The 25599-nt window shown below is 63.4% G+C and carries 24 protein-coding genes and 3 pseudogenes; 13 read left to right on the top strand and 14 right to left on the bottom strand.

What is annotated here, in order from left to right:
• Window positions 1-2: 2 nt before the first annotated feature.
• Window positions 3-890 (bottom strand): helix-turn-helix domain-containing protein, encoded by an 888-nt coding sequence (locus tag I6L36_RS01245; RefSeq protein WP_042016580.1) that lies wholly within the window; start codon window positions 888-890, stop codon window positions 3-5.
• 178 nt (window positions 891-1068) lie between these two features.
• On the opposite strand from I6L36_RS01245, the gene I6L36_RS01240 reads away from it, so the two are divergent.
• On the top strand, window positions 1069-1986 hold the full coding sequence (locus I6L36_RS01240; protein ID WP_041215090.1) for a DMT family transporter: 918 nt from the start codon (window positions 1069-1071) through the stop codon (window positions 1984-1986).
• 51 nt (window positions 1987-2037) lie between these two features.
• A complete protein-coding gene (locus tag I6L36_RS01235; protein WP_201972400.1) occupies window positions 2038-2970 on the top strand; it encodes a LysR family transcriptional regulator in 933 nt (310 codons plus the stop codon).
• 52 nt (window positions 2971-3022) lie between these two features.
• Here I6L36_RS01235 and I6L36_RS01230 read toward each other — a convergent pair whose 3' ends face one another.
• From I6L36_RS01230 to I6L36_RS01210, 5 genes and pseudogenes are all read right to left on the bottom strand, one after another.
• Window positions 3023-3802 carry a TSUP family transporter gene (locus I6L36_RS01230; protein ID WP_010674863.1) on the bottom strand — a complete coding sequence of 260 codons (780 nt, stop codon included), beginning with the start codon at window positions 3800-3802 and terminating at the stop codon, window positions 3023-3025.
• A gap of 131 nt (window positions 3803-3933) precedes the next feature.
• A pseudogene (locus I6L36_RS21780) lies at window positions 3934-4050 on the bottom strand (DTW domain-containing protein); the annotation flags it as partial.
• 118 nt (window positions 4051-4168) lie between these two features.
• Complete coding sequence (locus I6L36_RS01220) at window positions 4169-4918, bottom strand: tRNA-uridine aminocarboxypropyltransferase (protein WP_114523016.1); 750 nt, start codon at window positions 4916-4918, stop codon at window positions 4169-4171.
• Between the two features lie 190 nt (window positions 4919-5108).
• Window positions 5109-6098, bottom strand: coding sequence for a D-alanine--D-alanine ligase (locus I6L36_RS01215; protein ID WP_010674866.1), 990 nt, complete (start codon window positions 6096-6098; stop codon window positions 5109-5111).
• Window positions 6099-6298: 200 nt separating this feature from the next.
• Complete coding sequence (locus tag I6L36_RS01210; protein ID WP_041211488.1) at window positions 6299-6907, bottom strand: 2OG-Fe(II) oxygenase; 609 nt, start codon at window positions 6905-6907, stop codon at window positions 6299-6301.
• A 208-nt stretch (window positions 6908-7115) separates the two neighbouring features.
• Here I6L36_RS01210 and I6L36_RS01205 point away from each other — a divergent pair, with 208 nt between their 5' ends.
• Both I6L36_RS01205 and I6L36_RS01200 read left to right on the top strand, forming a co-directional pair.
• The gene (locus I6L36_RS01205; protein ID WP_201972401.1) at window positions 7116-7592 is read left to right on the top strand and encodes a glutathione peroxidase; all 477 of its coding nucleotides are present in this window, start codon (window positions 7116-7118) and stop codon (window positions 7590-7592) included.
• Window positions 7593-7852: 260 nt separating this feature from the next.
• Window positions 7853-9241, top strand: a complete 1389-nt coding sequence (locus tag I6L36_RS01200; RefSeq protein WP_201972402.1) for a DEAD/DEAH box helicase — start codon at window positions 7853-7855, stop codon at window positions 9239-9241.
• Window positions 9242-9480: 239 nt separating this feature from the next.
• On the opposite strand, the gene I6L36_RS01195 is transcribed toward I6L36_RS01200, so the two are convergent.
• A complete protein-coding gene (locus tag I6L36_RS01195; RefSeq protein ID WP_069784645.1) occupies window positions 9481-10326 on the bottom strand; it encodes a DUF5718 family protein in 846 nt (281 codons plus the stop codon).
• A 268-nt stretch (window positions 10327-10594) separates the two neighbouring features.
• Between I6L36_RS01195 and cyaB the strand changes: the two genes are divergently transcribed.
• From cyaB to I6L36_RS01175, 4 genes are all read left to right on the top strand, one after another.
• Entirely contained in the window at window positions 10595-11146 is a 552-nt protein-coding gene (cyaB, locus tag I6L36_RS01190; RefSeq protein WP_201972403.1) for a class IV adenylate cyclase, read from the top strand.
• Window positions 11147-11172: 26 nt separating this feature from the next.
• Window positions 11173-11565 carry an NUDIX domain-containing protein gene (locus I6L36_RS01185; protein ID WP_010674874.1) on the top strand — a complete coding sequence of 131 codons (393 nt, stop codon included), beginning with the start codon at window positions 11173-11175 and terminating at the stop codon, window positions 11563-11565.
• A 101-nt stretch (window positions 11566-11666) separates the two neighbouring features.
• Window positions 11667-12173 carry a GNAT family N-acetyltransferase gene (locus I6L36_RS01180; RefSeq protein WP_161469937.1) on the top strand — a complete coding sequence of 169 codons (507 nt, stop codon included), beginning with the start codon at window positions 11667-11669 and terminating at the stop codon, window positions 12171-12173.
• A gap of 104 nt (window positions 12174-12277) precedes the next feature.
• Window positions 12278-12586: an antibiotic biosynthesis monooxygenase gene (locus I6L36_RS01175; RefSeq protein WP_069651329.1), complete on the top strand. Its 309-nt coding sequence runs from the start codon at window positions 12278-12280 to the stop codon at window positions 12584-12586.
• Window positions 12587-12626: 40 nt separating this feature from the next.
• Here I6L36_RS01175 and pdxY read toward each other — a convergent pair whose 3' ends face one another.
• The 3 genes from pdxY to I6L36_RS01160 form a co-directional block, all read right to left on the bottom strand.
• The gene (pdxY, locus tag I6L36_RS01170) at window positions 12627-13490 is read right to left on the bottom strand and encodes a pyridoxal kinase PdxY (RefSeq protein WP_201972404.1); all 864 of its coding nucleotides are present in this window, start codon (window positions 13488-13490) and stop codon (window positions 12627-12629) included.
• Between the two features lie 532 nt (window positions 13491-14022).
• A complete protein-coding gene (locus tag I6L36_RS01165) occupies window positions 14023-14778 on the bottom strand; it encodes a DUF429 domain-containing protein (RefSeq protein WP_029314586.1) in 756 nt (251 codons plus the stop codon).
• A 77-nt stretch (window positions 14779-14855) separates the two neighbouring features.
• Window positions 14856-15419, bottom strand: a complete 564-nt coding sequence (locus I6L36_RS01160) for a hypothetical protein (protein WP_010674879.1) — start codon at window positions 15417-15419, stop codon at window positions 14856-14858.
• A 294-nt stretch (window positions 15420-15713) separates the two neighbouring features.
• Between I6L36_RS01160 and I6L36_RS01155 the strand changes: the two genes are divergently transcribed.
• From I6L36_RS01155 to ybcJ, 4 genes and pseudogenes are all read left to right on the top strand, one after another.
• Window positions 15714-16064 (top strand): phasin family protein, encoded by a 351-nt coding sequence (locus tag I6L36_RS01155; RefSeq protein ID WP_201972410.1) that lies wholly within the window; start codon window positions 15714-15716, stop codon window positions 16062-16064.
• 95 nt (window positions 16065-16159) lie between these two features.
• Window positions 16160-17934, top strand: a pseudogene (locus I6L36_RS01150) (class I poly(R)-hydroxyalkanoic acid synthase).
• The gene (locus I6L36_RS01145; RefSeq protein ID WP_010674881.1) at window positions 17931-18335 is read left to right on the top strand and encodes a MaoC family dehydratase; all 405 of its coding nucleotides are present in this window, start codon (window positions 17931-17933) and stop codon (window positions 18333-18335) included. The pseudogene I6L36_RS01150 and the gene I6L36_RS01145 overlap by 4 nt, the downstream one beginning before the upstream one ends.
• 165 nt (window positions 18336-18500) lie before the next feature.
• Window positions 18501-18734, top strand: coding sequence for a ribosome-associated protein YbcJ (ybcJ, locus tag I6L36_RS01140; RefSeq protein ID WP_010674882.1), 234 nt, complete (start codon window positions 18501-18503; stop codon window positions 18732-18734).
• Between the two features lie 156 nt (window positions 18735-18890).
• On the opposite strand, the gene I6L36_RS01135 is transcribed toward ybcJ, so the two are convergent.
• Window positions 18891-19364 carry a DUF4442 domain-containing protein gene (locus I6L36_RS01135; protein ID WP_010674883.1) on the bottom strand — a complete coding sequence of 158 codons (474 nt, stop codon included), beginning with the start codon at window positions 19362-19364 and terminating at the stop codon, window positions 18891-18893.
• A gap of 364 nt (window positions 19365-19728) precedes the next feature.
• Window positions 19729-20582: pseudogene (locus I6L36_RS01130) on the bottom strand (IS5 family transposase).
• 278 nt (window positions 20583-20860) lie between these two features.
• Here I6L36_RS01130 and I6L36_RS01125 point away from each other — a divergent pair.
• Window positions 20861-21904: a hypothetical protein gene (locus tag I6L36_RS01125; protein WP_254203458.1), complete on the top strand. Its 1044-nt coding sequence runs from the start codon at window positions 20861-20863 to the stop codon at window positions 21902-21904.
• A gap of 54 nt (window positions 21905-21958) precedes the next feature.
• Here I6L36_RS01125 and I6L36_RS01120 read toward each other — a convergent pair whose 3' ends face one another.
• Window positions 21959-23710 carry an ABC transporter transmembrane domain-containing protein gene (locus tag I6L36_RS01120; RefSeq protein ID WP_043155177.1) on the bottom strand — a complete coding sequence of 584 codons (1752 nt, stop codon included), beginning with the start codon at window positions 23708-23710 and terminating at the stop codon, window positions 21959-21961.
• A 109-nt stretch (window positions 23711-23819) separates the two neighbouring features.
• Window positions 23820-25556, bottom strand: coding sequence for an ABC transporter transmembrane domain-containing protein (locus I6L36_RS01115; protein WP_104452977.1), 1737 nt, complete (start codon window positions 25554-25556; stop codon window positions 23820-23822).
• Between the last annotated feature and the right edge of the window lie 43 nt (window positions 25557-25599).

The raw sequence follows: 25599 nt of genomic DNA, 5'->3' as shown, positions 1-25599 counted from the left end.
GGTTATCTGTGACAGGAGAATGACAACTGGGCTCGCCACTGGCCCGGGCTCAGGCCGAACGCCTCCCGAAAACGGTTACCAAAATGGGCCTGGGAGGAGAAGCCGCACTGGGCGGCGATGCTGGCCAGAGGCTCGCTTCCCGCCAGCAACTGCTTGGCCCGCTTGAGCCGCAGCCCGAGCAGGTAGCGGTGGGGCGGACAGCCCAGGCTCTGCCCGAACATACGGGCGAAGTGGTATTCGCTCAGACCCGCCTCCCGGGCGAGCTCTCCCAGGGTGACCGGCTCGGCCAGGTGAGCCTGCAGATACTCCTGCACCCGGCGCACCACGGCCGGGGCCAGGCCGCCGCGCACTTCCGGCAGCGCCGGGGCCTCGCGGGTGTGATGGCGATAGGCGTGCAGCATCAGCATCCAGGCACCATGGGAGAGCGCCATGCGATCGATGCCGTGCTGCCAGTCCAGCTTCATCAATTGCCCCTGCACCAGGGCCGCCGCCTGGGGATCGTCGATGAAGGTCTTGTCTTCCAGTTGCAGATGACGCCCCTCCTTGTCACACGCCTGCTCGGCGATACGGGTGAAGTGGGCGGGGGTGAAGTAGAGGTGGAAGAAGCGAAACTCCTCGCGCACCAGCCACTCGGACCTGTGGTGATCCGGCATGATGCACACCTTGCCGGCACCGCCATGGCCACCGGGGCCGTCCAGCCGCTCGGTCTGCTCGCCCCCCTGCAGGTAGACGCTGATGGTGTGGTTGCCCGGCTTGTGGTAGCGGGTCTGATCGTAGCGGTTGCACCAGCTCGCCACCCCGAGTCCGGGCTCCAGCCAGCAGGAGTCCTCCAGCCTGGCACCGGTGCTCACCAGGGCATCAAAGACCCCTGCCTGTCTTGTCTGCTGCATGGCATGCTGCACGCTTGCGTCCCTCTCTGGCACTTGCCGCCCCTTTCCTGTCGCCATCTTATCGCGCCTCATGGTCAAAGGCTGCGCCTCCGTTGAAAAAACCGCAAGATGGTGCAAGCCGGCACCCCGCCTCACGGTTCATGCTGATCACATCATCTTCTCTTGATGGGATCACACCATGAATCTGATGCTCTATGTTTCCACCGTCCTCATCTGGGGCAGCACCTGGATTGCCATCGCCTGGCAGCTCGGCCCCATCCCCATCGAGGTCTCGGTGCTCTATCGTTTCGCCCTGGCGGCCCTGGCCCTGTTCGCCCTGCTCACGGTGAGCGGCAAGTTTCCGCGCCTGCCCTGGGCGGGCCAGCGTTATGCTGCCCTGCTCGGCGCGTTGCTCTTTTCCACCAACTTCCTCTGTTTCTACCACGCCACCCTCTATATCCCGAGCGGCCTGTCGGCGGTGATTTTCGCCAGCGCCAGCATCTTCAACGGCCTCAATCTCTGGCTGTTCGAGGGTAAACGACCGGGCCTGCGCTGGCTGCAAGGATCGTTGCTGGGGCTGCTTGGCACCCTGCTGCTCTTCTGGCCGGTGCTGGCGGATGCACAACTGGGTGCAAACGGCTGGAAGGGCTTGCTCTTTGCCTGCGCCGGCACCCTCTGCTTCTCCCTGGGCAACCTGGTCTCCGCCCGGGGACAGCGCCAGGGCTATCACGTATTGCAGATGGTACCCTGGGGCATGGTCTACGGCGTGGCGCTGCTGCTGGGCTGGGTCACGGTACTCGGTCAGTCACTCACCCTGCCCACCGACCCGCGCTACCTCGCCGCCATGGTCTATCTGGCCATCTTCGGCTCCGTCATCGCCTTCACCGCCTACCTCACCCTGGTGGGACGCATCGGTGCCAGCAAGGCGGCCTACGCCACCGTGCTCTTCCCCCTGGTGGCCCTCACCCTCTCCACCTTCTATGAAGGCTTTGTCTGGCAGACGGTCTCCATCGTCGGCGTGGTGGTGAGCCTCATTGGCAACCTGGTGATCTTCGCGCCCCCCGTCAAGGCGTGGCGCTGGCCGCTATCAAGGGCCGCAAACGGTACTTGCCCCTGATGCCACCAGCCCCTAAGGTAACCGCGTCCAACACACGAGGAGGGAGGACGCATGTTACTGGAAGGGCTGGAGACACTCTGCCTGCTGGCAAGCGAGGGCACCATGGCCAAGGTTGCAAGCCGCCTCTATATCAGTCAGTCGGCGGTCAGCAAGCGCATCGCCCAGCTGGAGCAGCGCCTTGGCAAGAAGCTCATCGAGCCGGATGGCCGTCATATCCGCCTCACTCCCCAGGCCCGTGAACTGCTCGCCCGGGTAGCCCCGAGCCTCGCCGAAATGAAGGGGGTGCTGGCGGACAGCCAGATCCTCACGGATCAGACCCCTCTGTCCATCGCCTGCTCCGAAACCCTGCTGGCGGGCTACCTCGCCCGCTTCATGCACGCCTACCTTGAACGGGATCCCCACATTGCCCTCTCTACCCACCACACCCCGGTCATTCTGGCCCGGGTGCGCGGCGGGGATGCCCTGCTCGGGATCTGCGCCGGTCGCCTGCCGCCGGGCCATGGGCTGTGTGCCGAACGGCTGCTGGAGGAGCCCTTCTATCTGGTGGGGGACGCTCTGGATGAGGCGGCGCAGCCGGATCACCAGAGCGCCTTGCAAGAAACTGTGACCAGCAAGCAACTGACTGAAGGCGACGTGAGTAAGGGGATGCAGGGCAAGGTGCGCAATATCCTGACCATGGATCTGGAGAACCCCTCCAACCGCTATCTGCGCGAGCCCCTGGCCGCCCTCGGGCTTATCCCCGCCATGGAGCTCGATTCCTACCTGGCGCTGATCGAGCTGGCCAAGGCAGGCATTGGCCCCGTGCTCCTGCCCGCTGGCCTGCTGGCGCTGGTGGGTGAGCAGGGGACACAGGCACGCCCCCTGCCGGGACTGGGCCGCCCGCTCCACCTGGTCTATCGGCCAAACAGCCTCAAGCGCGATCGCATTGCCCGCCTGGTGCAGGCGCTGCAAGCCCATTTCCGGCAACTGACGGCACAGGGCTGAAACGCAAGAGGGCCCGATCTGCGATCGGGCCCTCGTCATGGGGGGTACCGGCTCAGCCCAGCCAGGCAAAAAGCTCGGGGTACTGGCTCCACACCAGCTTGGCGGACATCACCAGGGAGACGGTCACCAGCAGCGGCTTGATGAGCTTCACCCCTTTCTTGAGTACCAGCTTGGAGCCCATGCGCGCCCCGATGAACTGCCCCAGCGCCATGCACAGCCCCACGCTCCACACCACCTTGCCCCCCAGGGTGAAGAAGAGCAGGGAAGCGATGTTGGAAGTGAAGTTGAGCAGCTTGGTGTGGGCGGTGGCCCGCGCCATGCCAAAGCCCGCCAGGGCCACGAAACCGATGGCAAAAAACGACCCCGTGCCCGGCCCGAAGAAGCCGTCATAAAAGCCCACGCCCCCGCCCACCAGCAGGGCGAACGCCATGGGAGTGAGGCGACGCTGGCTCTCCGCATCGCTCACCCTGGGGGAGAAGTAGAAGTAGCAGGCAAACGCCATCAGCAGGAAGGGGAGCAGCCGCTCCAGGATGGCGGCATCGATGGTCTGCACCGCCAGAGTGCCGATGGCCGCCCCGATGAAGGTGCAGATGACCGCCGGCCAGATGATGGCCCACTCAAGGAGCCCCTTGCGGGCATAAAACCAGGTGGCGGAGAAGGAACCGAAACTGCTCTGCAACTTGTTGGTGCCAAGCACCAGGGCCGGCGGCATGCCGGTGGCCAGCAGGGCCGGCACCGTCAAGAGTCCCCCGCCCCCGGCGATGGCATCGATAAAGCCGGCGATGAGGGCCACCCCGAACAGGGCGACCAGGGTGAGCAGTTCCAGTTCCATCCATAGACCTCGTGTGATTGGCGGCGCCCGGCATGGCCTGGAGCCTGAAGGAGTCAACAGGTCGCTATCCTAGCGAGGGCGGGCTCATGAAGCCAACGAAACAATGGCAGCCAACTAATTCCTTATTTTCATCAATCAGCCCGCGAGAGGGCCTGCGCCTTGATAACCGCCAGCCTCTGTAGCAGGGGCGCTTCATCCGCACCGGGCGCACGGCTTACCCGGCCAGCCATGTAGCGGCTGCTGATGAGGATTAATCCAGAGCGCGGCTCTGGCCCTTGATGGCCTCCAGCCCCTCCAGCAGGGGCCCTTCATCAGCACCGGGTGCACGGCTAACCCGGCCAGCCATGTAGCGGCTGCTGATGAGGATTAATCCAGAGCGCGGCTCTGGCCCTTGATGGTCTCCAGTCCCTCCAGCAGGGGCGCTTCATCCGCACCGGGCGCACGGCTCACCCGGCCAGCCATGTAGCGGCGGCTAAAGAGATTGAACCAGAGCTGCAGCGCCTGCCCCGCCCGTAGCTCCCCGGCCACTTCCAGCACGCAGGCGGCCACCTCGGCGGTGCACAGGTGCTCGTCGCTGTGGGCGACGCGCATGCCGTAGGTAGAGAGTGCATCCGGCTTGATGGCGAGTACCGGGAAGCTGTCCAGATAGGGACTCTTGTTGAACATCTTGCGCGCCTCGGGCCAGGTGCCGTCCAGCAGGATGAACAGCGGCTTCTTGCCCGGGGCCAGTACCACCTCGCCGGTCAGGCGGTCGGGCGCTTTCTCGCAGGCGGGAAAGACCACGTAGGGCTGCCAGGCGGGATCCGCCAGCAGGGCCAGCAGCTCGGGATGGGGTTCGGTACGCGACCAGAGAAAGGCCCAGGTGGAGTCCGGCAGCACGTCGGCGATGAGGCGCCCGGTGTTGGAGGGCTTCATGGGCTCGCTGTCATACATCATGAGGCAGAAACCGGCCTCGGCCTTGAGCGCCGGGCGCCAGTCGCAGGCACACCAGTCGTGGCGCAGCTGGCAGGCATCGCAGCGTGGCACGCTGCCGCCACGGGCAAGAAAGGGTCGGGTCGAGACGCTCTTGCGCCAGATGCGCAGGCGGTTGACGGCGTGATCGGGGATGGGCTTCATGGAACGCGGCTCTGACGGTGCCTGTGGCGGGACAAAAGGGGGCTGATTGTAACGGCGCGCCCTCCTGGCGGCAAGGCTTGCCGGGCGGCGCCCTGCCCCCTTCCCTCCCCGCGTTCTGCCCGCCTCGCCCCCATGAAAAAAGGGCCCTGAGGCCCCTACTCACCATCCGTTGCAACCGGGTCTGGCGATGTCAGACCGCCTTTCGCAGGATCTGCTCCAGATAGTGCGCGAAGCTGTGGCCGTGGTGCTCCAGCAGTTTCGGGAACATGGAGATGGAGGTCATGCCCGGGAAGGTGTTGATCTCGTTGAGCAAAATCTCCCCTTCTTCGGTCAGGAAGAAGTCGATGCGCGACAGATGGGTCAGCTTGAGCTGACGGAACGCCTTGAGCGCGTACTCGTGGATGGCGTCGGCCTGGGCCTGAGTCAGCCCCTCGGCCTTGAGCGCGGTCTCGGTGTGACTGGCGCTGCTGTACTTCTCTTCATAGGTGTAGAACTTGTCCTGGGGTACGCAGATCTCCCCCGGATAGGTGGCCACCAGCTCGTCACCATACTGGTAGACCGCCACTTCCAGCTCGCGGGGCTTGACCGCTTTTTCGATCAATACCTGCTCGGAGTAACCGAAGGCATCGGCAATGCCCTTCACCAGGTCTGCCTCGTTGCTGGCGGAGTAGCAACCCACGGAAGAGCCCTGGGAGGCCGCCTTGATGAAGACCTTGCCCCACTTGGCCAGCGCCGCTTTTGCCTCGATCAGGCTCGCCTCACCTTGCTCGGTCAGGAACAGGTAGGGGGTATTGGGGATGCCGATGGCGGTGAGCCACAGCTTGGTGGTGATCTTGTTGAAGCACACCTTGCTCGCCTCGGCGTCACAACCCAGATAAGGCAGGCCGGCCAGCTCGAGGAAGGATTGCAGATCGCCGGTCTCACCGGGATAGCCGTGGATGCAGGGCACCACGTAGTCCACCGGACGGGCCACGCTGTCGAACGAGAGCAGCTTGTCCAGCCCCAGCTTGCACTCGCGACCGTCGGCGGAGAGCCAGCGGTCGGCAAACATCTCGACCCGGGTCACTTCGATACCGGGCAGGAGCCCAAGCTGTTTTTCGAGGAAATTGGCGCTGCGCAGCGAGACTTCGTGCTCGGAGCCGCCACCGCCGCACAGCAGCAAGACATGCATGTTCTTCATTAGATGTGATCCCTTGGGAGAAGCGGCTTCGTCATCATCATGTCAAACCCAACCGCATGAAAACCGGACGAAGCCAGAAACGAACATAAGTGCGGGCAGTGTAGCAAGGGAGGGGAAGCCTTGTCAGCCGATGGGGCGCACCTCCCCCTGCCCGGGCAGATAAAAGTCTCTTCCTGTGTCAGAAACAGGATGAAATGCGCTCAGCGGGGGGGATCGACCCGCCCGGCGCCATTGCCGTTGACCCGAAACCAGCCGGCAATGCTGTAACGCTCCCGGCTTGCGGGCAACACCTCGTGGGGAAACTCTTCAGACAGGAAGAGCACCAGCCGCCCGCCCCGGGGGGAGACATCCATCAGAAACTGCTCGCTGTCGTCATAGACTCGCAATATTCCCCCCGCCTCTGGCTGCCAGTCGTTGTTCAGGTAGAACACCGAGGTGAGCCGGCGGTTGGATCGCCCGGCGAAGGCGTCGCGATGGGTGGCGTAGAAGTCCCCCTGACGGTAGCGGGCAAAGTGGGCCTCGTAGTCGAACAGGCCCAGCATCAGGCTGCGATTGGCGGCCAGACGCAGGGACTCCATCCGGGCCAGATAGTCGGCCACCGGCGCGCCGAGGGAGGCGTCGAGCCAGTGGATCTGATCCCGACGGATATCGCGGTTGTCCTGATGCAGGGTCTCGCGCCCGATCCCCGCCGGTCGCCACTCGTCCGGCAGGCAAGCCTTGAGGGCATCCACCTCGGCGGCGGTTAAAAAATCATCCACTATCACCCAACCCCGGGTGTAGATGGCATCCATGACGGCTTGATAGTCCAAGATAGGCTCGCAGCGAGGGGAGAGAGTGCGCTTTGTAGCGACTTCGGACCATCGGCACAAACCGGATTGCTTCTCTTGAGAAGTCCCGCCATCAATAGGAGTCTGGGGGGCACAGACGCCCTCCCCCTTGCTCCCCGGTCCTCGGCCCGTTAACGTGCAAAGATTGTCCCCCGGGCGCCTTGTCGCCCCTCTTGCATCAGGAGAAACCATGCCCCTGCCCCTCATCCCCCTGCAACGACTCGATGGCACGGCCTGGTCCACCGCCGATCTGCAGGGCCGTGTCGTGCTGGTGGTCAACGTGGCAAGCCGCTGCGGTTTTACCCCCCAATACACCGGGCTTGAGGCCCTCTATCGCCAGTTCGGCCCCCAAGGCTTCGAGATCCTGGGCTTTCCCTGCGATCAGTTTGGCCATCAGGAGCCGGGCGATGCCAAGGAGATCGCCCGCTTCTGCTCTCTCGACTACCCGGTCAGCTTCCCCCTGATGGCCAAATGCGAGGTCAACGGCGCCGGGGCCCACCCCCTCTATCGCTGGCTCAAGGAACAAAAGCCCGGACTCCTTGGCAGCGAGGCCATCAAGTGGAACTTCACCAAGTTCCTGATTGACCGTGAAGGCCGGGTGGTGGACCGCTTCGCCCCCCAGACCAGACCGGAGGATCTGGTGCAGGCCATCGAGGGACTGCTCTGACGGGCGTGCGCCGAGGCCAGGGGGGCCCCTCTTAGCGCCCCCTGGCCTTTCCCTGCCGGGATGGCCGTGGCAACCCTGCTCGCGACACGGCTGCTGCGCGTGCGCCTCGCATCTGCTATATTACGCGCCCACTGTCTCTTGTGCGGTCGCTTTGCCGGGCTCAGGCCCAGCCTCGATGGCGGCCCACCCTATTTTCCATGTCGTGACGGACCAAGGCTGCCGTCACCCGTTGAGCCCAAGGCTCGGAGTGTCCCTCGAACATGTCATTCAATGAACTGGGTCTGTCACCGCACATCCTGCGGGCCGTCAAGGAGCTGGGTTACGAACAACCCACCCCCATCCAGCAGCAAGCCATTCCCGCCATCCTGGCCGGGCAGGACGTGCTGGGCGGCGCCCAGACAGGCACGGGCAAGACGGCCGGTTTCACCCTGCCCATGCTTCATCGACTGCTGGCCAACCACGGCCGTGGCGGTCGTCGCCAGGTGCGAGCCCTGGTGCTGACCCCGACCCGGGAGCTGGCCGCCCAGGTGGGCGAGAGCATCATCAAATATGCCCACCACCTGCCGTTTCGTACCCTGATCGCCTATGGCGGCGTCAGCATCAAGCCGAACCTGGACGCCATCAAGCTCGGGGTCGACATTCTGGTCGCCACCCCGGGCCGCCTGCTGGATCTGCTGACCCAGGGCGCCCTGACCCTGAGCGCCCTCGAGGTACTGGTGCTGGATGAAGCGGACAGAATGCTCGATATGGGGTTCATCACCGACATTCGCCGCATCATGAAGGCCCTGCCGGAGGAGCGTCAGACCCTGCTCTTCTCCGCCACCTTCTCCAATGACATCAAGGCGTTGGCGGACGATCTGCTCAAGGATCCCACCCTCATCGAGGTGGATCCCAGCAACACCGCCGCCGATCAGGTGACCCAGCGCATCATCCAGGTCGATCGGGAGCGCCGCCGGGAGATGCTCTCCCACATGATTGGCCGTGGCAACTGGCAGCGGGTGCTGGTGTTCGTGCGCACCAAGCAGATTGCCGACAGGCTCGCCCAGCAAATGCAGAAAGATGGCCTGGATACGGTCGCCATCCACGGTGACAAGAGCCAGGGGGCCCGCAACCGGGCGCTGGCGGATTTTCGTGAAGGCAAGGTGCGGGTGCTGGTTGCCACCGACATCGCCGCTCGCGGCCTGGACATCGATCAGCTACCCCACGTGATCAACTTCGAGCTGCCCCAGATGGCGGAGGATTACATCCACCGCATTGGCCGCACCGGCCGCGCTGGGCGTGGCGGCGAGGCCATCTCTCTGGTGAGCCAGGACGAGCTGGGTCAGCTCAAGGAGATCGAGGCGCTGATCGGCCAATCCCTGACCGTGGAGATCCTGGAAGGATACGAGCCGAGCGGCAAGCCGAGCCGCCAGACACTGCCGGGCAGCAAGCCGGTGCAAAACCCGCCCCGCGCCCGTGGCGCCGCCAATACCAAGGGTGGCAACGGCAAAACAACCACAGGCAAGAGCAAGGCGAAGAGCGATGGCGGCAAGAAGCCAGCCCCAGCCCGCAAGCGGGAAGTGGTGGGCGAGGACATCGGTTTCGCCCCCATGCGCCGTCTACCCAAGGCCCAGCGGGGCGACTATCAGGACAACTCCAACGAGGAGTGAGGCCCGTTGCCGCCCATCCGGACAATAAAAAACCGCCGACAGGCGGTTTTTTATCTATAAAAGATCAACAGTTAATCAAACAAACCATCATCGAGATTTTCTAGGGAAAGTGCGAACAAGTATCCCACGAACAAAAAATGAAATTTTAGTCATTTAATATCAATGGGTTACCAGTAAATGCTCTCGTGCTATATGACTTATTCGCACCTTCCCTAAAAAACTACATTTATTAAATGTCTTTAACGGGTCTTGACCGCCTGGAGCAGGACAGAGACATCGGCGCCAACGCGGCGGGTCGCGATGGCTTCGCGAATGTCGCTCTCGCTGTAGCGACTGGCGGGGTAGACCACCACGCAGGCGGTGTCACCGGGAGCGAGGAAGTGGGTCTCGCCAAAGGGGGTGTAGCGGGTGGCGCCAATGCTGATGAGCGCATGGGCCGGGCGCCCCGCCTGGGCCAGCAGCCCCTGGATATGCTCGGCCGGGCCTTCGTCCTGCTGATGGTTGAACTTGTCGATGGCCCACGCCAGCAACTGACCGTGGAAGTAGCTGTAGTCCACCGCCGCGCTGTCGATCCCGTAGGGGTGCAGCTCCCCGTCCCGCTCCAGATAGCAGGCGATGCGGTAGTCATCGAGCTCGCATCCTGCGGCAAAGTGGGTCAGGGGCAGCAGGTTCGCGGCCAGCCCCTTGCTCTCTTCACCCCAGTTCTTCTTCTCGCTGATCTTTTTGGCATTGGGGCGACGGATGGAGCAGTCGTTGTAGGCGCCAAACGCCTTGGGATGGATGGCCACCACCTGCTCCCCCGCGTACTCCAGCTCGCACCACAGTGCCACCTCGGGTTCAATCTGCACCTTCTCGTCCCCGCTCACCGCCGCCTCCGGCAGGAAGATGGCATCGCCGCTCAGGGGAAAGACCCCGAGCTGGCCGGGATGGTTCGGCACATAGAAGGGGAACAGCGCCTTGGGGGCGACCTTGTCGTCAACCTTGACGGCGACGAAGTCCGCCGCCTCCCCTGCCTGCTCCAGGTGACCGGCGAAGTTGCCCGCCACGCCCAGTCCGATAAAGGGGGTCTGTGAGGTGATCTGCATCTGTGGCTCCACTGGCGCGGCCGGGGCCGCCGCCTCGTTGTCGTTGTTCAGGGCGGAAATACCGCCAAAGAGGGAGCTTATTAGAGCACAGCCCCCGTACGGCGCCCAGCCACCGGGCCACAAGCTGTGCACCAGGGCGGATTTTCCCCTCACCATCTGGTCATAAAGTCGGCAGTCGATGTGAAGCTGTGATCCCGATGCTTGGGAGAGCCCGGCACTTTTGCTAGGCTGCCCTATTCATTTGCCGTTCGGGAGCCGTCGCAAGGCCATGACCACCCACTTTCAGGGGCGCTTCGAGGTGGAGTTCAAATACCGCCTGACAGACAGCGCCGCCTTTGTGCATACCCTCACGGCCCTCGGCCCCGAGGTGATGGTGGCGGACAATCATGAGCAGGACTGCTACTTCGACACGGCAGATGGCGCCCTGGCCCGGACAGAGAAGAGCCTGATCATCCGCACCATGGCCCCCAGCGGCATCCGGCTCTGGATAGTCAAAGGGCCCGGACCCGATCGCTGCGAGGCGGTCAACATCACCGATGCGGACAAGGCGGCCAGCATGGTGCGCACCCTGGGCTACCGGCCGGTGCTGACCATCGACAAGCGGCGCAGCATCTATTTTCTGGGGGCTTTCCACGTCACGGTGGATCACCTGGCAGGCGTTGGTGATTTTGCCGAGCTCGCCATCATGACTGACGACGAGGCCGCCCTGCCCGCCTACCGCGCGCAGTTGCTGGCGCTGGCTAGCCGGCTGGGACTGGCGCCCGAGATGCGGGAAACCCGCTCCTATCGCACCCTGTGCGAGCAGCGAGCCCCCCTTTGACAAGCGGCAACAAGAGGAATCTGCCCATGATCGACAAACTCGCCTGGCTGACCTTCAAGGAGGGACAACTGCTGTGCGCCCGCTCCCACGGCAAGGACATCTACTACATTCCGGGGGGCAAGCGCGAGCCGGGCGAGAGCGACGAGGCGGCCCTCGTTCGTGAAATCGAGGAAGAGCTCGCGGTCATCCTGAAACCCGACACCCTGGCGTTCGCCTGCGAGTTCAGCGCCCAGGCGGACGGCAAGCCGCAAGGGGTGAATGTCAATCTGCGTTGCTACACGGGGGACGCCGACGGCACGCCCGTCGCCTCGGCGGAGATCGCCGAGCTGCGCTGGCTGGACAGCCGCCACCTGGCCGAAGTCTCCCCCGTATCCCGCCTGCTGTTCCAGTGGCTGGCAGCACAGGGACTGATCCATTAAGAGACGGCGCACCTGACCGGATGACGATGGCACCGGCAGGAGAGTCCGCGCCCGAGACGTTAATCCCCCACGTGGGCCAAGAGAGAAGATGAGGACATTCAATGGAGATCCTTGAGGTCGAGAGCACCAGAGGCATCAAACCGGCGCTGATCGCCCTGCTGCAAGATTGCGTGGCCAGCGGTGCCTCGGTGGGCTTTCTGCCTCCCCTGCAGGAAGATCAGGGGCTGGCGTACTGGCAAGGCATCGAGGGGGAGCTGGCGGATGGAGTGCGCAAGCTCTGGGTGGCGTTCGATCAGCACCATCTGGTGGGCGCCCTGCAGCTCTCCCTGTGCACCAAGGCCAACGGGGGCCACAGGGCCGAAGTGGAAAAGCTGATGGTCCACAGCCAGGCCCGTGGCAAGGGGGTGGGCCGAGCCCTGATGAACGCCATGGAGCAAGGGGCCCGGGACGCCAGGCGTACCTTGCTGGTGCTGGATACCCGGGTCGGCGACGTGGCCTCCAGCCTCTATCGCCAGCTCGGCTATCAGGAGGCCGGCCAGATCCCGGACTTCGCCCGCAATGGGGACGGCACCCTCGCCGCCACCCAGTTCTTCTACAAGCAGCTCTGAGGCAGACGGCCTGGCAAGACCGGACAGCGTACCGGTCTTGCCCCCTCCAAGGCTCGGCACACATAGGTTTTTGGTTCAATCAGACTCATCGGCAAGGAGCCATCATGATATTGGAAGTCGCCCATCTGCAGATCATTCCCGGCAAGGCCACTGACTTCGAGCAGGCCTTCGCCCGGGCCCAGCACATCATCAGCGCCATGCCCGGCTACCTGGGCCACCAGTTGCAGCGTGCCCTGGACGATCCCCATCACTACCTGCTGCTGGTGCAGTGGGAACGGTTGGAAGATCACACCCGGGGGTTCAGGGGCTCCCCCCGGTACCAGGAGTGGAAGGCCCTGCTGCACCACTTCTACGACCCCTTCCCCAGGGTCGAACATTTTCAGGATGCAACACCGATCAGTGCCGCAAGCTGAACCTTGATCAGCTCGTCCCGTCACGGGCTGATCAATGGCGTCAGGCCAGGCGCTCGGCCCTGTGGGCAATCTGCGGCTCGGCAAAGGCGCTCTGGGCCGCGATGAGCTGCAGCTCGTAGGCATTCGCCTCCCAGGTCTGTCTCAGCACCGCATCCACCGCGGCGTTGGTGCGCTCGAAGGCGCTCACCCCATCATATCCCGCCTGCAGGTTGGCCAGCATCAGGGCGCTGATGAGATCCCCCACGCCCACCGGTTGGCGCGCGAAATCGTAAAGGGGACGGGCGATCAGATAGTCTCCCTCGGGGGTGGCAAGCAGCATCTCGAAGCGGCCGGGGACGCTGGCGGCGCGACCCAGGTGCTTGACCAGCACCATCTTCACCCCCTTCTCCAGCAACTGGCGTGCGGCGACCCGGGTCTGGGCCAGGGTTGTCAGATGGACATCGCACAGGGTCTCCAGCTCCAGCAGATTGGGGGCCATGATGTCCGCCACCGGCAGGGCCTGCTCGGTGAGAAAGCGGGTGACGCCCGGGGCGACGATGCACCCCTTCTCCGGATGCCCCATCACGGGATCGCAGAAATAGAGGGCCGCCGGATTGGCTCGTTTCACCGCCGCCACCACCGCCAGGATCTCGTCCCCCTGCTCCGCCGAGCCCAGATAGCCACTTAGCACCGCATCGCAGCGCGCCAGCACCTCGATATTGCAAAGCCCCTGGCACAAGGCGGCAATGTGGCCCGCCGGCATTGCCATTCCCTGCCAACCCGCCTCGTACTGGGTGTGGTTGGAGAACTGCACCGTATTGATGGGCAACACCTCCATGCCGAGACGGCGCATGGGGAACACGGCGGCGCTGTTGCCGGCACAGCCAAACACCACGTGGGACTGGATAGAGAGAATGCGTTTCATCGACACCACCGGACAAGAAGCCTGAGGAAAAGAGGCAATATATCGGATGAAGAGACGGCTCTTCCAGCAATTAACGCCCTGACTCCCTATTTATGCTTCTGCAGGCTTAACCTGCCGCATATTTGACCCCCGCTACCCTGTTTCTGTACAACCCTGGAGCCATCTCCCCGCTGCTGCGGGGTGATAAATGTACTTGTACGTCTCTTGTATGATGGCATACAAGGTGATTTTTAAACCAGCCATGAGCAGTCGGGATCAAGGATGAGGTCCGATGAAAAGGCGCCAGTCGGCAGTCGGCAGTCGGCAGTCGGCAGTCGGCAGTCGGCAGTCGGCAGTCGGCAGTCGCAAAGTAAGGCAACAAGGGCAAGGGTCAAGGATACGTCGGAAGATCACAGGACAAAGGCGGCCTCCCCTTGCCTGACACCGTGGCAACGGCAAGCCATACGCAGTGGCGACAGCAAGTCACGTCACCAGTGCCGTGACTGCAGCGAGTCGCCAGCAGTCGTCAGAGGGAGCGCGGTGCTTGGGCGTCTCAATCCCGGGCGAAGTGGTAGACCCAGCCTTCGTCCGGTGCCATCTCCTCCGGCAGGTCCACCAGAGCAGGCAGCGAGGTGACGGCCCCTTCGGCCGCATATTGCAGGGCCATCAGGGCGCAGAGCGCGGCATCATAGGGATCCGTTCCAGGGATGAGGATTGCTGGCAGGTGGGGTTGCAGCTCGGGCCGCACAGCAGAGGCTTTGCCCCCCATTTTGGCCAGGGCGGGATAGACCTCCAGCACCGCGCGCCCGGCAGCCCTCGCCCGTTTTGGCACCAGTTGCAGATCCCCGAGGCGCGGCAGCATGGAGAGGGCCAGGGTGGCGTTGTTGCCGAGCCTGTCGAAGGTGGCGGAGAGGGGCTTCTTGCCATAGTGCTGATAGAGCCAGCGCTCGCAATCCCGGTAGGCGTAAGGGTTGTCAATCTCCCGCTGGGGCACGGGAAAGCCGCTCCCCCACCCCGCCAGCAGATCGGCGAGGGCGCGGGGAAAGGCCAGGGGCGCATCGATGCCGAGAGCAAGGCGCGGGCAGGCCAGCACCTGCATCAGCGCCACCTCGTCTTGCAGGGCCGGGCGCAGCAGGGCATCCAGATCCGGCGCGACCCGGGAGCTCAGGCGAAACAGGGGGGAGATCCCGAGCCAGTGCAGACGCGACTCCCGGGCCTGCCAACCCACCACCGCCACCGCCTGGGCATTGCCCTGCCAGCCCCTCACGTCCCAGCCGATGCCGATGGCGTCCATGTGTTCCGTTGTCATGCCCCTGTTACCTCTGTGCAGCCTTGATGGAGCACAGGGTAATGGCTGCCCCTCCTAAAGCAAGGGCAAGTTGGTCCCTAGAAGGATTTCTTGAAGTTGATCAGGGGCAGAATGGGGAAGATGCCGTTCTCGGCGTAGTTGGCCAGGCCAATCTGCAAGCCGTCCAGGTGCTTGGTGGCATTGACGAATCCCAGCTGGAACGTGGTGCGTTCGGCATAGTTGACGAAGCCGACGTTGGCCAGGGCATTGCCCTGGGCGATGTTGACCGCCCCCCAGTTGAGCCCCTTCACATTGTTGGTCAGGTTGACGAAGCCCAGATTGAGGCCGGTATCCTGCCCTTCGTGCCAGTTGACGGCGTTGATGGCGACCCCGCCAAACTGATGGCGCACCCGGCTCGCGCCAAAGAACACACCAAGCTGCAGGCCGGTGAACTGATCCACGTCGGAGAGGGCGAACACCGGCAGATCGATCCCCTTCACCTGGCCGGTGCGGCCGTAGAGGAAGGAAGCCCTTGCCCCTTCCACCTGATTGGACGAGGGCAGGTTGACACCGGGCAGGGAGATCTGGACCGGCGTGCTGGCCTGGGCGACACCGGCGAGGGTCAGGGCACCACAGCCGAGCAGCAGGGCGAACGGTTTCATCGGGGATTCCTTGTGAAGAGGGTGTGGCTCAAGGGTACCAGCGCAGGCCCCGGGGAACGAGACCCCGCCCCCTGCCCTGCGTCACCTCTCGTCTGAACCCGGGGATGGCTCTCTCGGCGGATTGGAAAATTCAAACAGAAACTAACATTTATACCAAAGGTGGATTGGTTGCAGAATGCTCAAACGTGTGTTTGAACAGAGCAAACAACACGTAACACAGGGATGACGTGCTGTACCCGCAAGAAGGGTCGATTGACCCGCAAAAACAGTGTTCTGCCGAACCGGAGACCCATGATGAATATGGACGTGATCAAGAGCTTTACCGAGCAGATGCAAGGCTTTGCCGCTCCCCTCACCCGCTACAACCAGCTGCTGGCCAGCAACATCGAACAGCTGACCCGGTTGCAACTGGCGTCCGCCAATGCCTACGCCGAACTGGGGCTCAACCAGTTGCAGGCCGTCGGCAAGGTGCAGGATGCCCAGAGCCTGGCGGCCCTCGGCACCGTGCAGCTGGGGAGCGCCAGCCAGCTCTCCCGCCAGATGCTGGATGACATCCAGAAGCTCAGCACCCTCGGCCAGCAGTTCAAGGAAGAACTGGATGCCCTGACCGCAGATGGCATCAAGAAGAGCACGGGCAAGGCCTGATAACCCCTGGCTGCCCGTCTTGCGGGCAGCCACATCTCCCCACGACTCGACAGAACGGGCAAGTGCCCGCCCCGGGCGTGGGTGAAGGAGAACACATGAGCCAATCATCTTACGGCCCGCTGTTCGAGGCCCTGGCCCACTACAACGACAAGCTGCTGGCCAGGCCAGAGCCCAGACCGAGCGCACCGCCCAGGCCCTGCTGCAGACCAGTCTGGACGATCTGGGCCAGGTGCTGGAGCAGGGCAGCCAGCAGCCCTGGCAGCTGATCCAGTCCCAGATGAACTGGTGGCAGGATCAGCTCAAGCTGATGCAGCACACCCTGCTCAAGAGTGCAGGCCAGCCGAGCGAGCCGGTGATCACCCCGGATCGCAGCGATCGCCGCTTCAAGGCCGACGCCTGGAGCGAGCAACCCCTCTATGACTACCTCAAGCAATCCTATCTGCTGACCGCAAGACACCTGCTGGCGGCGGTGGATGCCCTGGAGGGCGTGCCCGAGAAGAGCCGGGAGCGACTGCGCTTTTTCACCCGCCAGTACGTCAACGCCATGGCTCCCAGCAACTTCCTGGCCACCAACCCGGAGCTGCTCAAGCTCACCCTGGAGTCCGACGGCCAGAATCTGGTGCGCGGCCTTGCGCTCCTGGCCGAAGATCTGGAGCGCAGCGCCGATCACCTCAACATCCGCCTGACCGACGAGTCCGCCTTCGAGCTCGGCCGGGATCTGGCGACCACCCCGGGCCGGGTAGTGCTGCGCACCGAGCTCTTTGAGCTCATCCAGTACAGCCCGACCACAGCGACGGTGGGCAAGACCCCGGTGCTGGTCGTGCCCCCGTACTACATCATGGACATGCGCCCCCAGAACTCCCTGGTGGCCTGGCTGGTCGCCCAGGGGCAGACGGTCTTCATGATCTCCTGGCGCAACCCGGGGGTGGCACAGGGGCAGGTCGATCTCGACGACTACGTGGTGGACGGGGTCATCGCCGCCCTGGACGCCGTGGAGGCGGCCACCGGCGAGCGGGAGGTGCACGGCATCGGCTACTGCATCGGTGGCACTGCGTTGTCACTCGCCATGGGCTGGCTGGCGGCGCGGCGCCAGAAGCAGCGGGTGCGTAGCGCCACCCTGTTCACCACCCTGCTGGACTTCTCCCAGCCCGGGGAGCTTGGCATCTTCATCCACGAGCCCATCATCGCGGCGCTGGAGGCGCAGAACGAGGCCAGGGGCATCATGGACGGGCGCCAGCTGGCGGTCTCCTTCAGTCTGCTGCGGGAGAACAGCCTCTACTGGAACTACTACATCGACAGCTACCTCAAGGGCCAGAGCCCGGTGGCATTCGATCTGCTGCACTGGAACAGCGACAGCACCAACGTGGCGGGCAAGATCCACAACAGCCTGCTGCGCCGACTCTACCTGGAAAACCAGCTGGTGAAGGGGGAGCTCAAGATCCGCCACACCCGCATCGCTCTCGCCAAGGTGAAGACCCCGGTGCTGCTGGTGTCCGCCGTGGACGATCACATCGCCCTCTGGCAGGGAACCTGGCAGGGCATGGCGCTGTTCGGGGGCGAACGGCGCTTCATTCTGGCCGAATCCGGGCACATCGCCGGCATCATCAATCCACCGGATGCCAACAAATACGGCTTCTGGCAGAGCGAGGTCGAGGCGGACAGCCCGGCGCAGTGGCTGGCGGGGACGACCCACCAGAGCGGCTCCTGGTGGCCCGAGATGATGCGCTTTATCAAAGACCGTGACGAAGCAGAGCCCGTCCCCGCCCGGCAGCCTGTCGAGGGGCTGGAGGCGGCCCCCGGCAGCTACGTCAAGGTACGGCTCAATCCGGTGTTTGCCGGCGTCAGGATGCAAGAAGAGGAACCCGCATGAGTACACAACCCCTTGCCGTGGGCCAGAAGGCTCGCCTGACCAAGCGCTTCGGCCCGGCCGAGGTGGCGGCCTTCGCCGGCCTCTCGGAGGATTTCAATCCCCTGCACCTGGACCCGGACTTTGCCGCCACGACGGTGTTCGAGCGCCCCATCGTCCACGGAATGCTGCTGGCGAGCCTCTTCTCCGGGCTCCTCGGGCAGCAACTGCCCGGGAAAGGGAGCATCTATCTGGGCCAGAGCCTCTCCTTCACGCTCCCGGTGTTCGTGGGGGACGAGGTGACGGCGGAGGTGGAGGTGATTGCCCTTCGAAGCGACAAGCCCATCGCCACCCTGGCCACCCGCATCTTCACCCAGGGCGGCGCCCTCGCCGTGACGGGGGAAGCGGTGGTGAAACTCCCTTGAGCGCCAGTGGCCCCCAGAGACACAACCAGCCCGGTCGGGCTGGTTTTATTGCCTGTGCTCGCCCCTTTTTCGGGGCAATTCGGCCCGGACCCTTTCCCTGCCCCGCCTAACTGCCTAGAATGAGCCCCCGCTGTTTCAGCCATTCATCCAGCTAGAGGATTTCCCATGGAGACGTTTCTGCTCGAAGGTCACCCCTTCGTTGCCTTGTGTGACCTGATCAAGCATCAGGGTTGGGCCGATTGTGGCGGTGCCGCCAAGGCGCTGGTCGCCGAGGGCCTGGTGGAAGTGGACGGTCAGGTCGAGACCCGCAAACGCTGCAAGATAGTCGCCGAGCAGGTGGTCAACTTCAACGGCATGAAGGTAGTCGTGAAAGAAGGCGTCAGCCCCGAGATCCTCTGATCCTGACGCCCTGCCACGCAAGCGCTACCCAGCACAGTGGCCGAGCGGGCGGTCAACTTCAACGGCATGAAGCATGAAGGCCGTGGTGAAGGAAGGGAGCAGTCCCGAGATCCTTTGATACCGGCTTGAACAAGGGCGCCAAGCGCCCTCTGGCCTTCAGCTTGCCTTGATGGAGAGGGTCAGCACGAAGCGGGCCATGGCCTCGTCGCCGTTGCGCGACGGGCAGGTGGCCACCACCTGGATGGGGCGGTTGATGCGCTGACCGCTCGCCAGGGACTCGTCGATCATGGCGTCGATAAGCTCCCCCGCCGCGCAATCAAACTGCACGTCCCCCTCCGGGCGCTTCAAAAACTCCCCTTGCACATCCTTGAAGGCAAAATGCACCTTCTTGCGCCGCGCCCGCCCCTTCTCCATGACCAGGAGCCCCCCCACCAGGTCGGCACCGGTGGCGAGCGCCCCGAAATACATGCTGCCCAGGTGGTTGCGGGTGCGCCAGCCCAGCGGAATGCGGATGCGCAGCGCCCTGGCGTCCATCTGCTCGATGACGGGGGCACAGAAACCAATGACGGGAATGTAGCGCCAGGCGAACAGACGCAGGGCGAGGTTGGCTTTGAGGCGTTGCAGGTCCATTGCAAACTGATCCGATGAGTAAATGTGATACAAATGTTGCCAGTCTGCTTCCCGATAGACAAGCCTCCCGTGCCATCCCTGTGAGCGGCCCCCCAAAGGGTATTTGCAAAATTCATGCAATGGCCAGGTTCTATTTGCCTGGCAAATGATAAAACCGGCCTTTCCTGACCCCGGGTCGCCCCTCTCTTTTCCCTTTTTCCGATTTTTTTCAAGGTCCCGCCCCGGATGACGGGACCATGACGGCCATATCCGAATGAAATACAACGAGAAATACTCCCCGTCTGGGGGCTAGCCCAGGATCCCGCCCCCGCCACTGGGATTATTCGCAGTAACCAAACCCCCTCTCCCTCGCTAGGCTGTGTTCTCAAAATGCTGGTTTTCTGTCCACCAATAGCTCTCGTAAGTAACGAAGGCAGAAAGCCAGCTTGATAAAAGCAGCAAAACTTCCCGCCAGCTTTTCATATCTCGTTGAGAATCGGCGAAACTTCTTCAGCCATCCGAAGCACCGCTCGACCACATTTCGCCTGCGATAACGAGCTTTGTCTAATACCAGAGGTCGTCCCTTATGGTGCCGCTGCTGGTCGCTGCGCTGCGGGATGACTGCTTTTATCCCTCTGCGCCGGAGTTCGGCCCGCAAAGCCCTGCTGCTATAGGCCTTATCTGCGGCAAGATGCGTTGGTCACGTGCGATAACGGCCTGATGAAGTCGGGATCCTTGCCATGGCCAACGCACTTGTCGCATATCTGATTTCCGCTGATTGCCCCGGCGAAAGGCAGAACCCCAGCGGTAAACCATTACCATCAGTGACCAAGTGAATTTTGCTGCCAAAACCACCACGAGAGCGACCAAGTGCTTGATTCACCGGAGTGTTTTTTTACGCGCTCCGGCAGCATCTTTGGATGCCCTGACATTGGAGCCGTCCAGGCACCACAGGTCGAAATCGATGAGCCCTTCTTCATTGAGCTTGAGTTGCAGCGCTTCCAGAATGGCATCAATCCGGCCTGCATCCTGCCAACGCCGGAAGGTGTTGTAGACCGAATTCCATGGTCCGAAACGTTCTGGAAGGTCTCGCCAAGGAGCTCCGGTGTGGAGTATCCAGAGAATGCCATCGAGCACTTGGCGCGGTTCATGGGTAGGGCGCCCGATCAGGCTTCGAGAAGGAAACTGGGGCTCGATAAGCCCCCATTGTGCATCAGTCAGCTGATAACGGTGGGACACGGAATGGATCTTAAGCTGTTGAGAAGATGTGAGATTATATCTTCATCACTTTAAGAACACAGCCTAGGCTGTTGCTGGCCAGGAAGTAGCCACTCGGCACCGGGTCAACCCGTCTACCAATCTCACCATAAGGATAGAGAGATGAGTCACGTGCAACAGTTGTTCAACGGGGGCGAGAGCGCCGGTACTTTCCAGCTCAACTTCAAAACAACCGTGCCTACGAGCTGTTTGGCCGGGAGTACCTCAAGTGCTATGCCAACCTCAGCGCCAAGGGGAAGATGAGCAAGCCCCTGCCCACCGGGCCGCTGAGCTACACCGTCGACTTCGCCATGGATTGCGGCTGCAGTTCGGTGCTGTTTGACTTCAACCTCGCCTACAAGAAGACCTTCGGCAACCAGTTGCAGGCCCCCCTGTGGCGCGAGTCGGACTACGAGGCCGAGCTGGTGCTCTGCCAGCTGGTGCGCGAGGCACCGGCCAACCGCCTGAGCAACCATGATCAGTTCGCCGAGGCCGAGGCCTTCTTCAACGACGTCAATCTGCCCGATACCGTCCGGGCGGTGGGCAATGATCCCTATGCCGACAAGGACGGCCTGGTGGAGTTCATCGTGGCCAACGAGCTGCTGGACGATCCCGCCGTCATGGCCAAGCTGGCGGAGCAGAAGGCCTACCTCATCGCCATCACCTCCGTGGTCACCGCCTACATCAACCGTTACGCCGAAGCCTATGGCGAGCAGTACAAGACGGACGCGGATCTCTGGGCCAGGGCCCTCTCCAAGATCCCCCTGATGGGGCCGAGCAAGATCGATCAGCAGAGCTACAGCCGCCACATCAAGGGGCTCAGCATCGCCACCGACTTCATCAACTTCATCATGGACGTGGTGGTGAGCCAGGGCACCACGGCGCTGGCCAGCTTCAACAAGTTCCTGCAAAAGCAGGGGGATGCCATCCGCTTCGGGGTGGAGAACAACAAGGACTTCTACAAGACCATCACGGTGGGGGTCACGGTGGAAGTGTTCAAGGTGGGCAACGAGCTGGTCTATGTGCCGAAGATCAAGCAGTACCGCGTCAACTTCGACCGCCAGAACAGCAAGTTCACCTCCGCCTGTGCCAGCGCCGAGTTCGTCGACATCTACTTCAACTACCTCTATGCCGCCAACGTGTTCGACTACGAGGCCCTCAAGGACCCCGAGATCAAGCGCGACTTCGACAGCTTCATCCAGAAGCAGCGCAAGGCACAAATTGAAGAAGCGGATACCTTCTTCAACGATGACTTCCCGCCCCTGGAGCCCAAGCTGGTCAGCCGCAGCAAGGTCACGGTGTAACCCCGCCAGTCAAAAAAACAGCCGGCAGATGCCGGCTGTTTTTTTAGGTGGGCCTCAGGCCCGTTTCTCTTCAAGCCAGGCCCCCTGGCTCTGCATCTCGAACAGCTGGGCATAATGCCCCCCCAGCGCCATCAGCTCGCCGTGGGTGCCGCGCTCGCTCACCCACCCGCGGGAGAGCAGCAGGATTTCATCGGCATCCACAATGGTGGAGAGACGGTGGGCGATGGCGATGGTGGTGCGGCCACGGCGCGCCGCCGAGAGCGCCTGGGAGAGGGCGAGCTCGGTCTGGGAGTCCACGCTCGCGGTCGCCTCGTCCAGGATGAGGATGCGCGGATCCCCCACCAGGGCGCGGGCAAAGGAGAGCAGCTGGCGCTGGCCGGCGGAGAGGTTCTTGCCCCCCTCCTCCATCAGTGTGGCCAGGCCATCGGGCAGGCGGCGCACGAAATCGGCCAGCTGCACCTCCTCCAGGGCCTGCCAGAGCCGGCCATCCTCGATGCCGTCACGCCCAAGGCGCAGGTTCTCGGCCAGGGTGCCGACGAAGATGAAAGGATCCTGCTGCACCAGGCCGATGCTGCGGCGCACCGCCGAGAGGGCCAGGCCGTTCATGGGGTGATCATCGAAGTGGATGCTCCCCCGATCCAGGGGGTAGAAGCCCATCAGCAGGCTGATGATGGTGGACTTGCCGCTGCCGGTGTGGCCCACCAGCGCCAGCATCTGGCCCGGCCGGGTGGCAAAGCTCACATCTTGCAGTACCTGCTGCTCCCCGTCGTAGGAGAAGCCCACCCCGTCGAAGCGTACCCGTCCCTCCAGGGGGCGCACCTCCCCGTCGGTGCTCTCGCGGGTTTCATCGAGCAGGGCGAATACCCGCTCCCCCGCCACCATGGCCTGCTGCAACTGGTTGAGCTGGTTGGTCATCTCGATGAGGGGCTCGATCATCCGCCCCAGATAGCTGATGAAGGCGTAAAGCACCCCCACCTGGATGGCCCCCGCCGTGCTCAGCCCCTCGTGGGCAAACAGGGCCAGCAGACCGATGAGCACCATCATGTAGAAGAGATCGATGAGGGGGCGCAGCAGGATGCCGTTGATCTTGAGGCTCTTGATCCGCGCCTGCCAGTGCTGCTGGTTCACCCCGGCAAAGGCATTGGCGAAGTGGCGCTCCTGCACCATGGCCTGGATCACCGGCATCCCCTGCAACGACTCGTTGAGACGGCTGTTGATGTCGGAGAGCAAGGATCGGGTCGCCCGCACCACGGGCACGCTCAGTTTCTGGTAGAGCCACATCACGGCCCCCACCGCCGGCAGCAGGGTGGCGCACACCAGCATCAGGCGCAAGTCCAGCAGCGCCATGGAGAGCAGGATGCCGCACAGGAGCACCACTTTTTGCACCAGGAGCCCTATCACCTGGACATAGAGGTTCATGATCGCCTCGGTGTCGTTGGTGATGCGGGAGATGAGGGAGCCCGAGCGGTGCTTGTCGAAATAGCGGGCAGGCAGGCGGATGGCGGTGGCGAACACCTGCTCACGCAGGCGCTGCACCACCGCCTGGGCGATGCGGTTGAAGCGCAGGGATTGCAGATAGAAGCCGGCCGCCGACAACACCTGCAACCCCAGATAACCGGCGGCAAGGGCGGCGATGATGCCCCACTCCAGCCGGCGCGGCGCCAGGTAGTCATCGATGAAGAGCTTGATGAGCAAGGGGCCCGCCACCTCGGCGCCGGTGGCGAGCAGCAGGCAGATGCCCGCCTGCACCAGCCAGCGGGGGTAGCTGGCGCAGTAGGCGAGCAGCCGTTTGATGGTTGGATTCACAGACTTGCCTCCAGCGCAAGGTTCCACGGGAATTGACTCTCTTTGCTCCCCTCTCCGATCGCGGGAGCCGGGCGGGGGGTGAAGGAAACCAGGGGTCTTGTCATCCTGTTCACAGGCTCTCCTCCACGTCCTGCTCCAGGCGCTGGTAGCGGACCATGTCCGCGTACCAGCCGTTCCTGGCCATCAGGGCCTCGTGACGGCCCCGCTCGCTGATCGCTCCCTGCTCCAGCACCAGGATCTCGTCCGCCTGCTCCACCGCCGTCATGCGGTGGCTCACCAGCACCAGGGTGCGTTTGTGGACCTTGAGGGCCAGCAGGATCTGCTGCTCGGTGTGGGCATCCACCGCCGAGAGGGCGTCATCCAGCACCAGGATAGGGGCATCCAGCAGCAGGGCGCGGGCGATGGCCAGACGCTGCTTCTGACCGCCGGAGAGGGTCACCCCCTTCTCCCCCACCTCGGTTTCATACCCTTTGGGGAAGCGACTGATGTCGTCGTGCACGCAGGCGATGCGCGCCACCCGCTCAATCTCCTCCCGACTCGCCTCGGGGCGGCCCAGGGCGATGTTGGCCGCGATGGTGGTGGAGAACAGAAACGGCTCCTGGGGCACATAGGCAAACTGGCTGCGCAGCTCACCCAGCGACAGTTGCGAGATGGGCACCTCCCCCATGCGGATCTCCCCGGCCGTGGGGTTGGCCAGGCGCATCAGCAGCTTGAGCAGGGAGCTCTTGCCTGCCCCGGTGCGTCCCACTATCCCCAGCATGGCGCCAGCCTGCAGGGTGACATCCACCCCCTGCAACAGGGTGCGCTGCTCCAGCCGGTAGCCCAGTCCCTGCACCCGCAAGGGAAAGGCCGAGGCCAGCGCCACGGGATGGACCGGCTCCTCGATGTCGCTGCGCTCCCCCAGCAGGCTTTCGATGCGCGAGTAGGCGGCGCTGCCCCGCTCGATGATGTTGAACAGCCAGGCGATGGCGAACATGGGCCAAATGAGCTGGCCGAGGTACATGGTGAAGCTGGTGAGCTCCCCCAGAGTCAGCTTGTCTTGCAGCACCAGGGCGCTGCCCCCTGCGACCGCCAGAAAATAGGAGCAGCCGATGCACAGGTAAATCACGGGGTCGAACTTGGCGTCGATGCGGGCCACCGCCATGTTGCGCTCCCCCGCCTGACGAGTCAGCTCGGCAAAGCCCTCGTCCTCCAGGGATTCGACCGTGTAGGATTTGAGCACCCGTACCCCGGATAGGGCCTCCTGGGTCTTGTTGTTGAGGCGGGAGAAGGCCCCCTGAGCCGCCTTGAACTCCTTGTAGATCTGGGTCCCGAAGCGGTTCATGAAGAAGGCCATCACCGGCAGGGGCAGCAGGGAGAGCAGGGTCAGCTGCCAGGAGTACTGGCTGCACATGATGGAGAGCACCAGGATGCCGACGATGAAGGAGTCCACCAGGGTCAGCACCCCTTCCCCTGCGGTCATCTCCACCGCCTGGATGTCGTTGGTGGCGTGGGCCATCAGATCACCGGTACGGTGGCGCTGGTAGAAATCCGGGCTCATGCGGGTGAAGTGGCTGAACAGCCGGTTGCGCAGCACGTAGGCAAGCCGGTAGGAGGCACCGAACAGCATGACCCGCCACACGTAGCGCAGCAGGTAGATAAGCAGTCCCAGGCCAAAAAGCCCCGCCAGATAGCCGGTCAGGGTGCCGCTGTCCAAGTCACCCTTGGCGATGCCATCCACCACCCAGCCCACCACCTTGGGGGGGATCACGGTCAACAGGGCCACCAGCATCAGCAGGGAGATGGCCACCAGATAACGCCGCCACTGATCCTTGAAAAACCAGCCAAGCCGCAAAAATACGCTCACAGAGAAGTCCTTGGTCGCGGCGCGCTGCCGCGTGATCGTGAAG

It is taken from the genome of Aeromonas sp. FDAARGOS 1406 (assembly GCF_019048565.1).
GTDB lineage: Bacteria > Pseudomonadota > Gammaproteobacteria > Enterobacterales > Aeromonadaceae > Aeromonas > Aeromonas caviae.
This window is presented reverse-complemented; position numbering and strand designations above follow the sequence as displayed.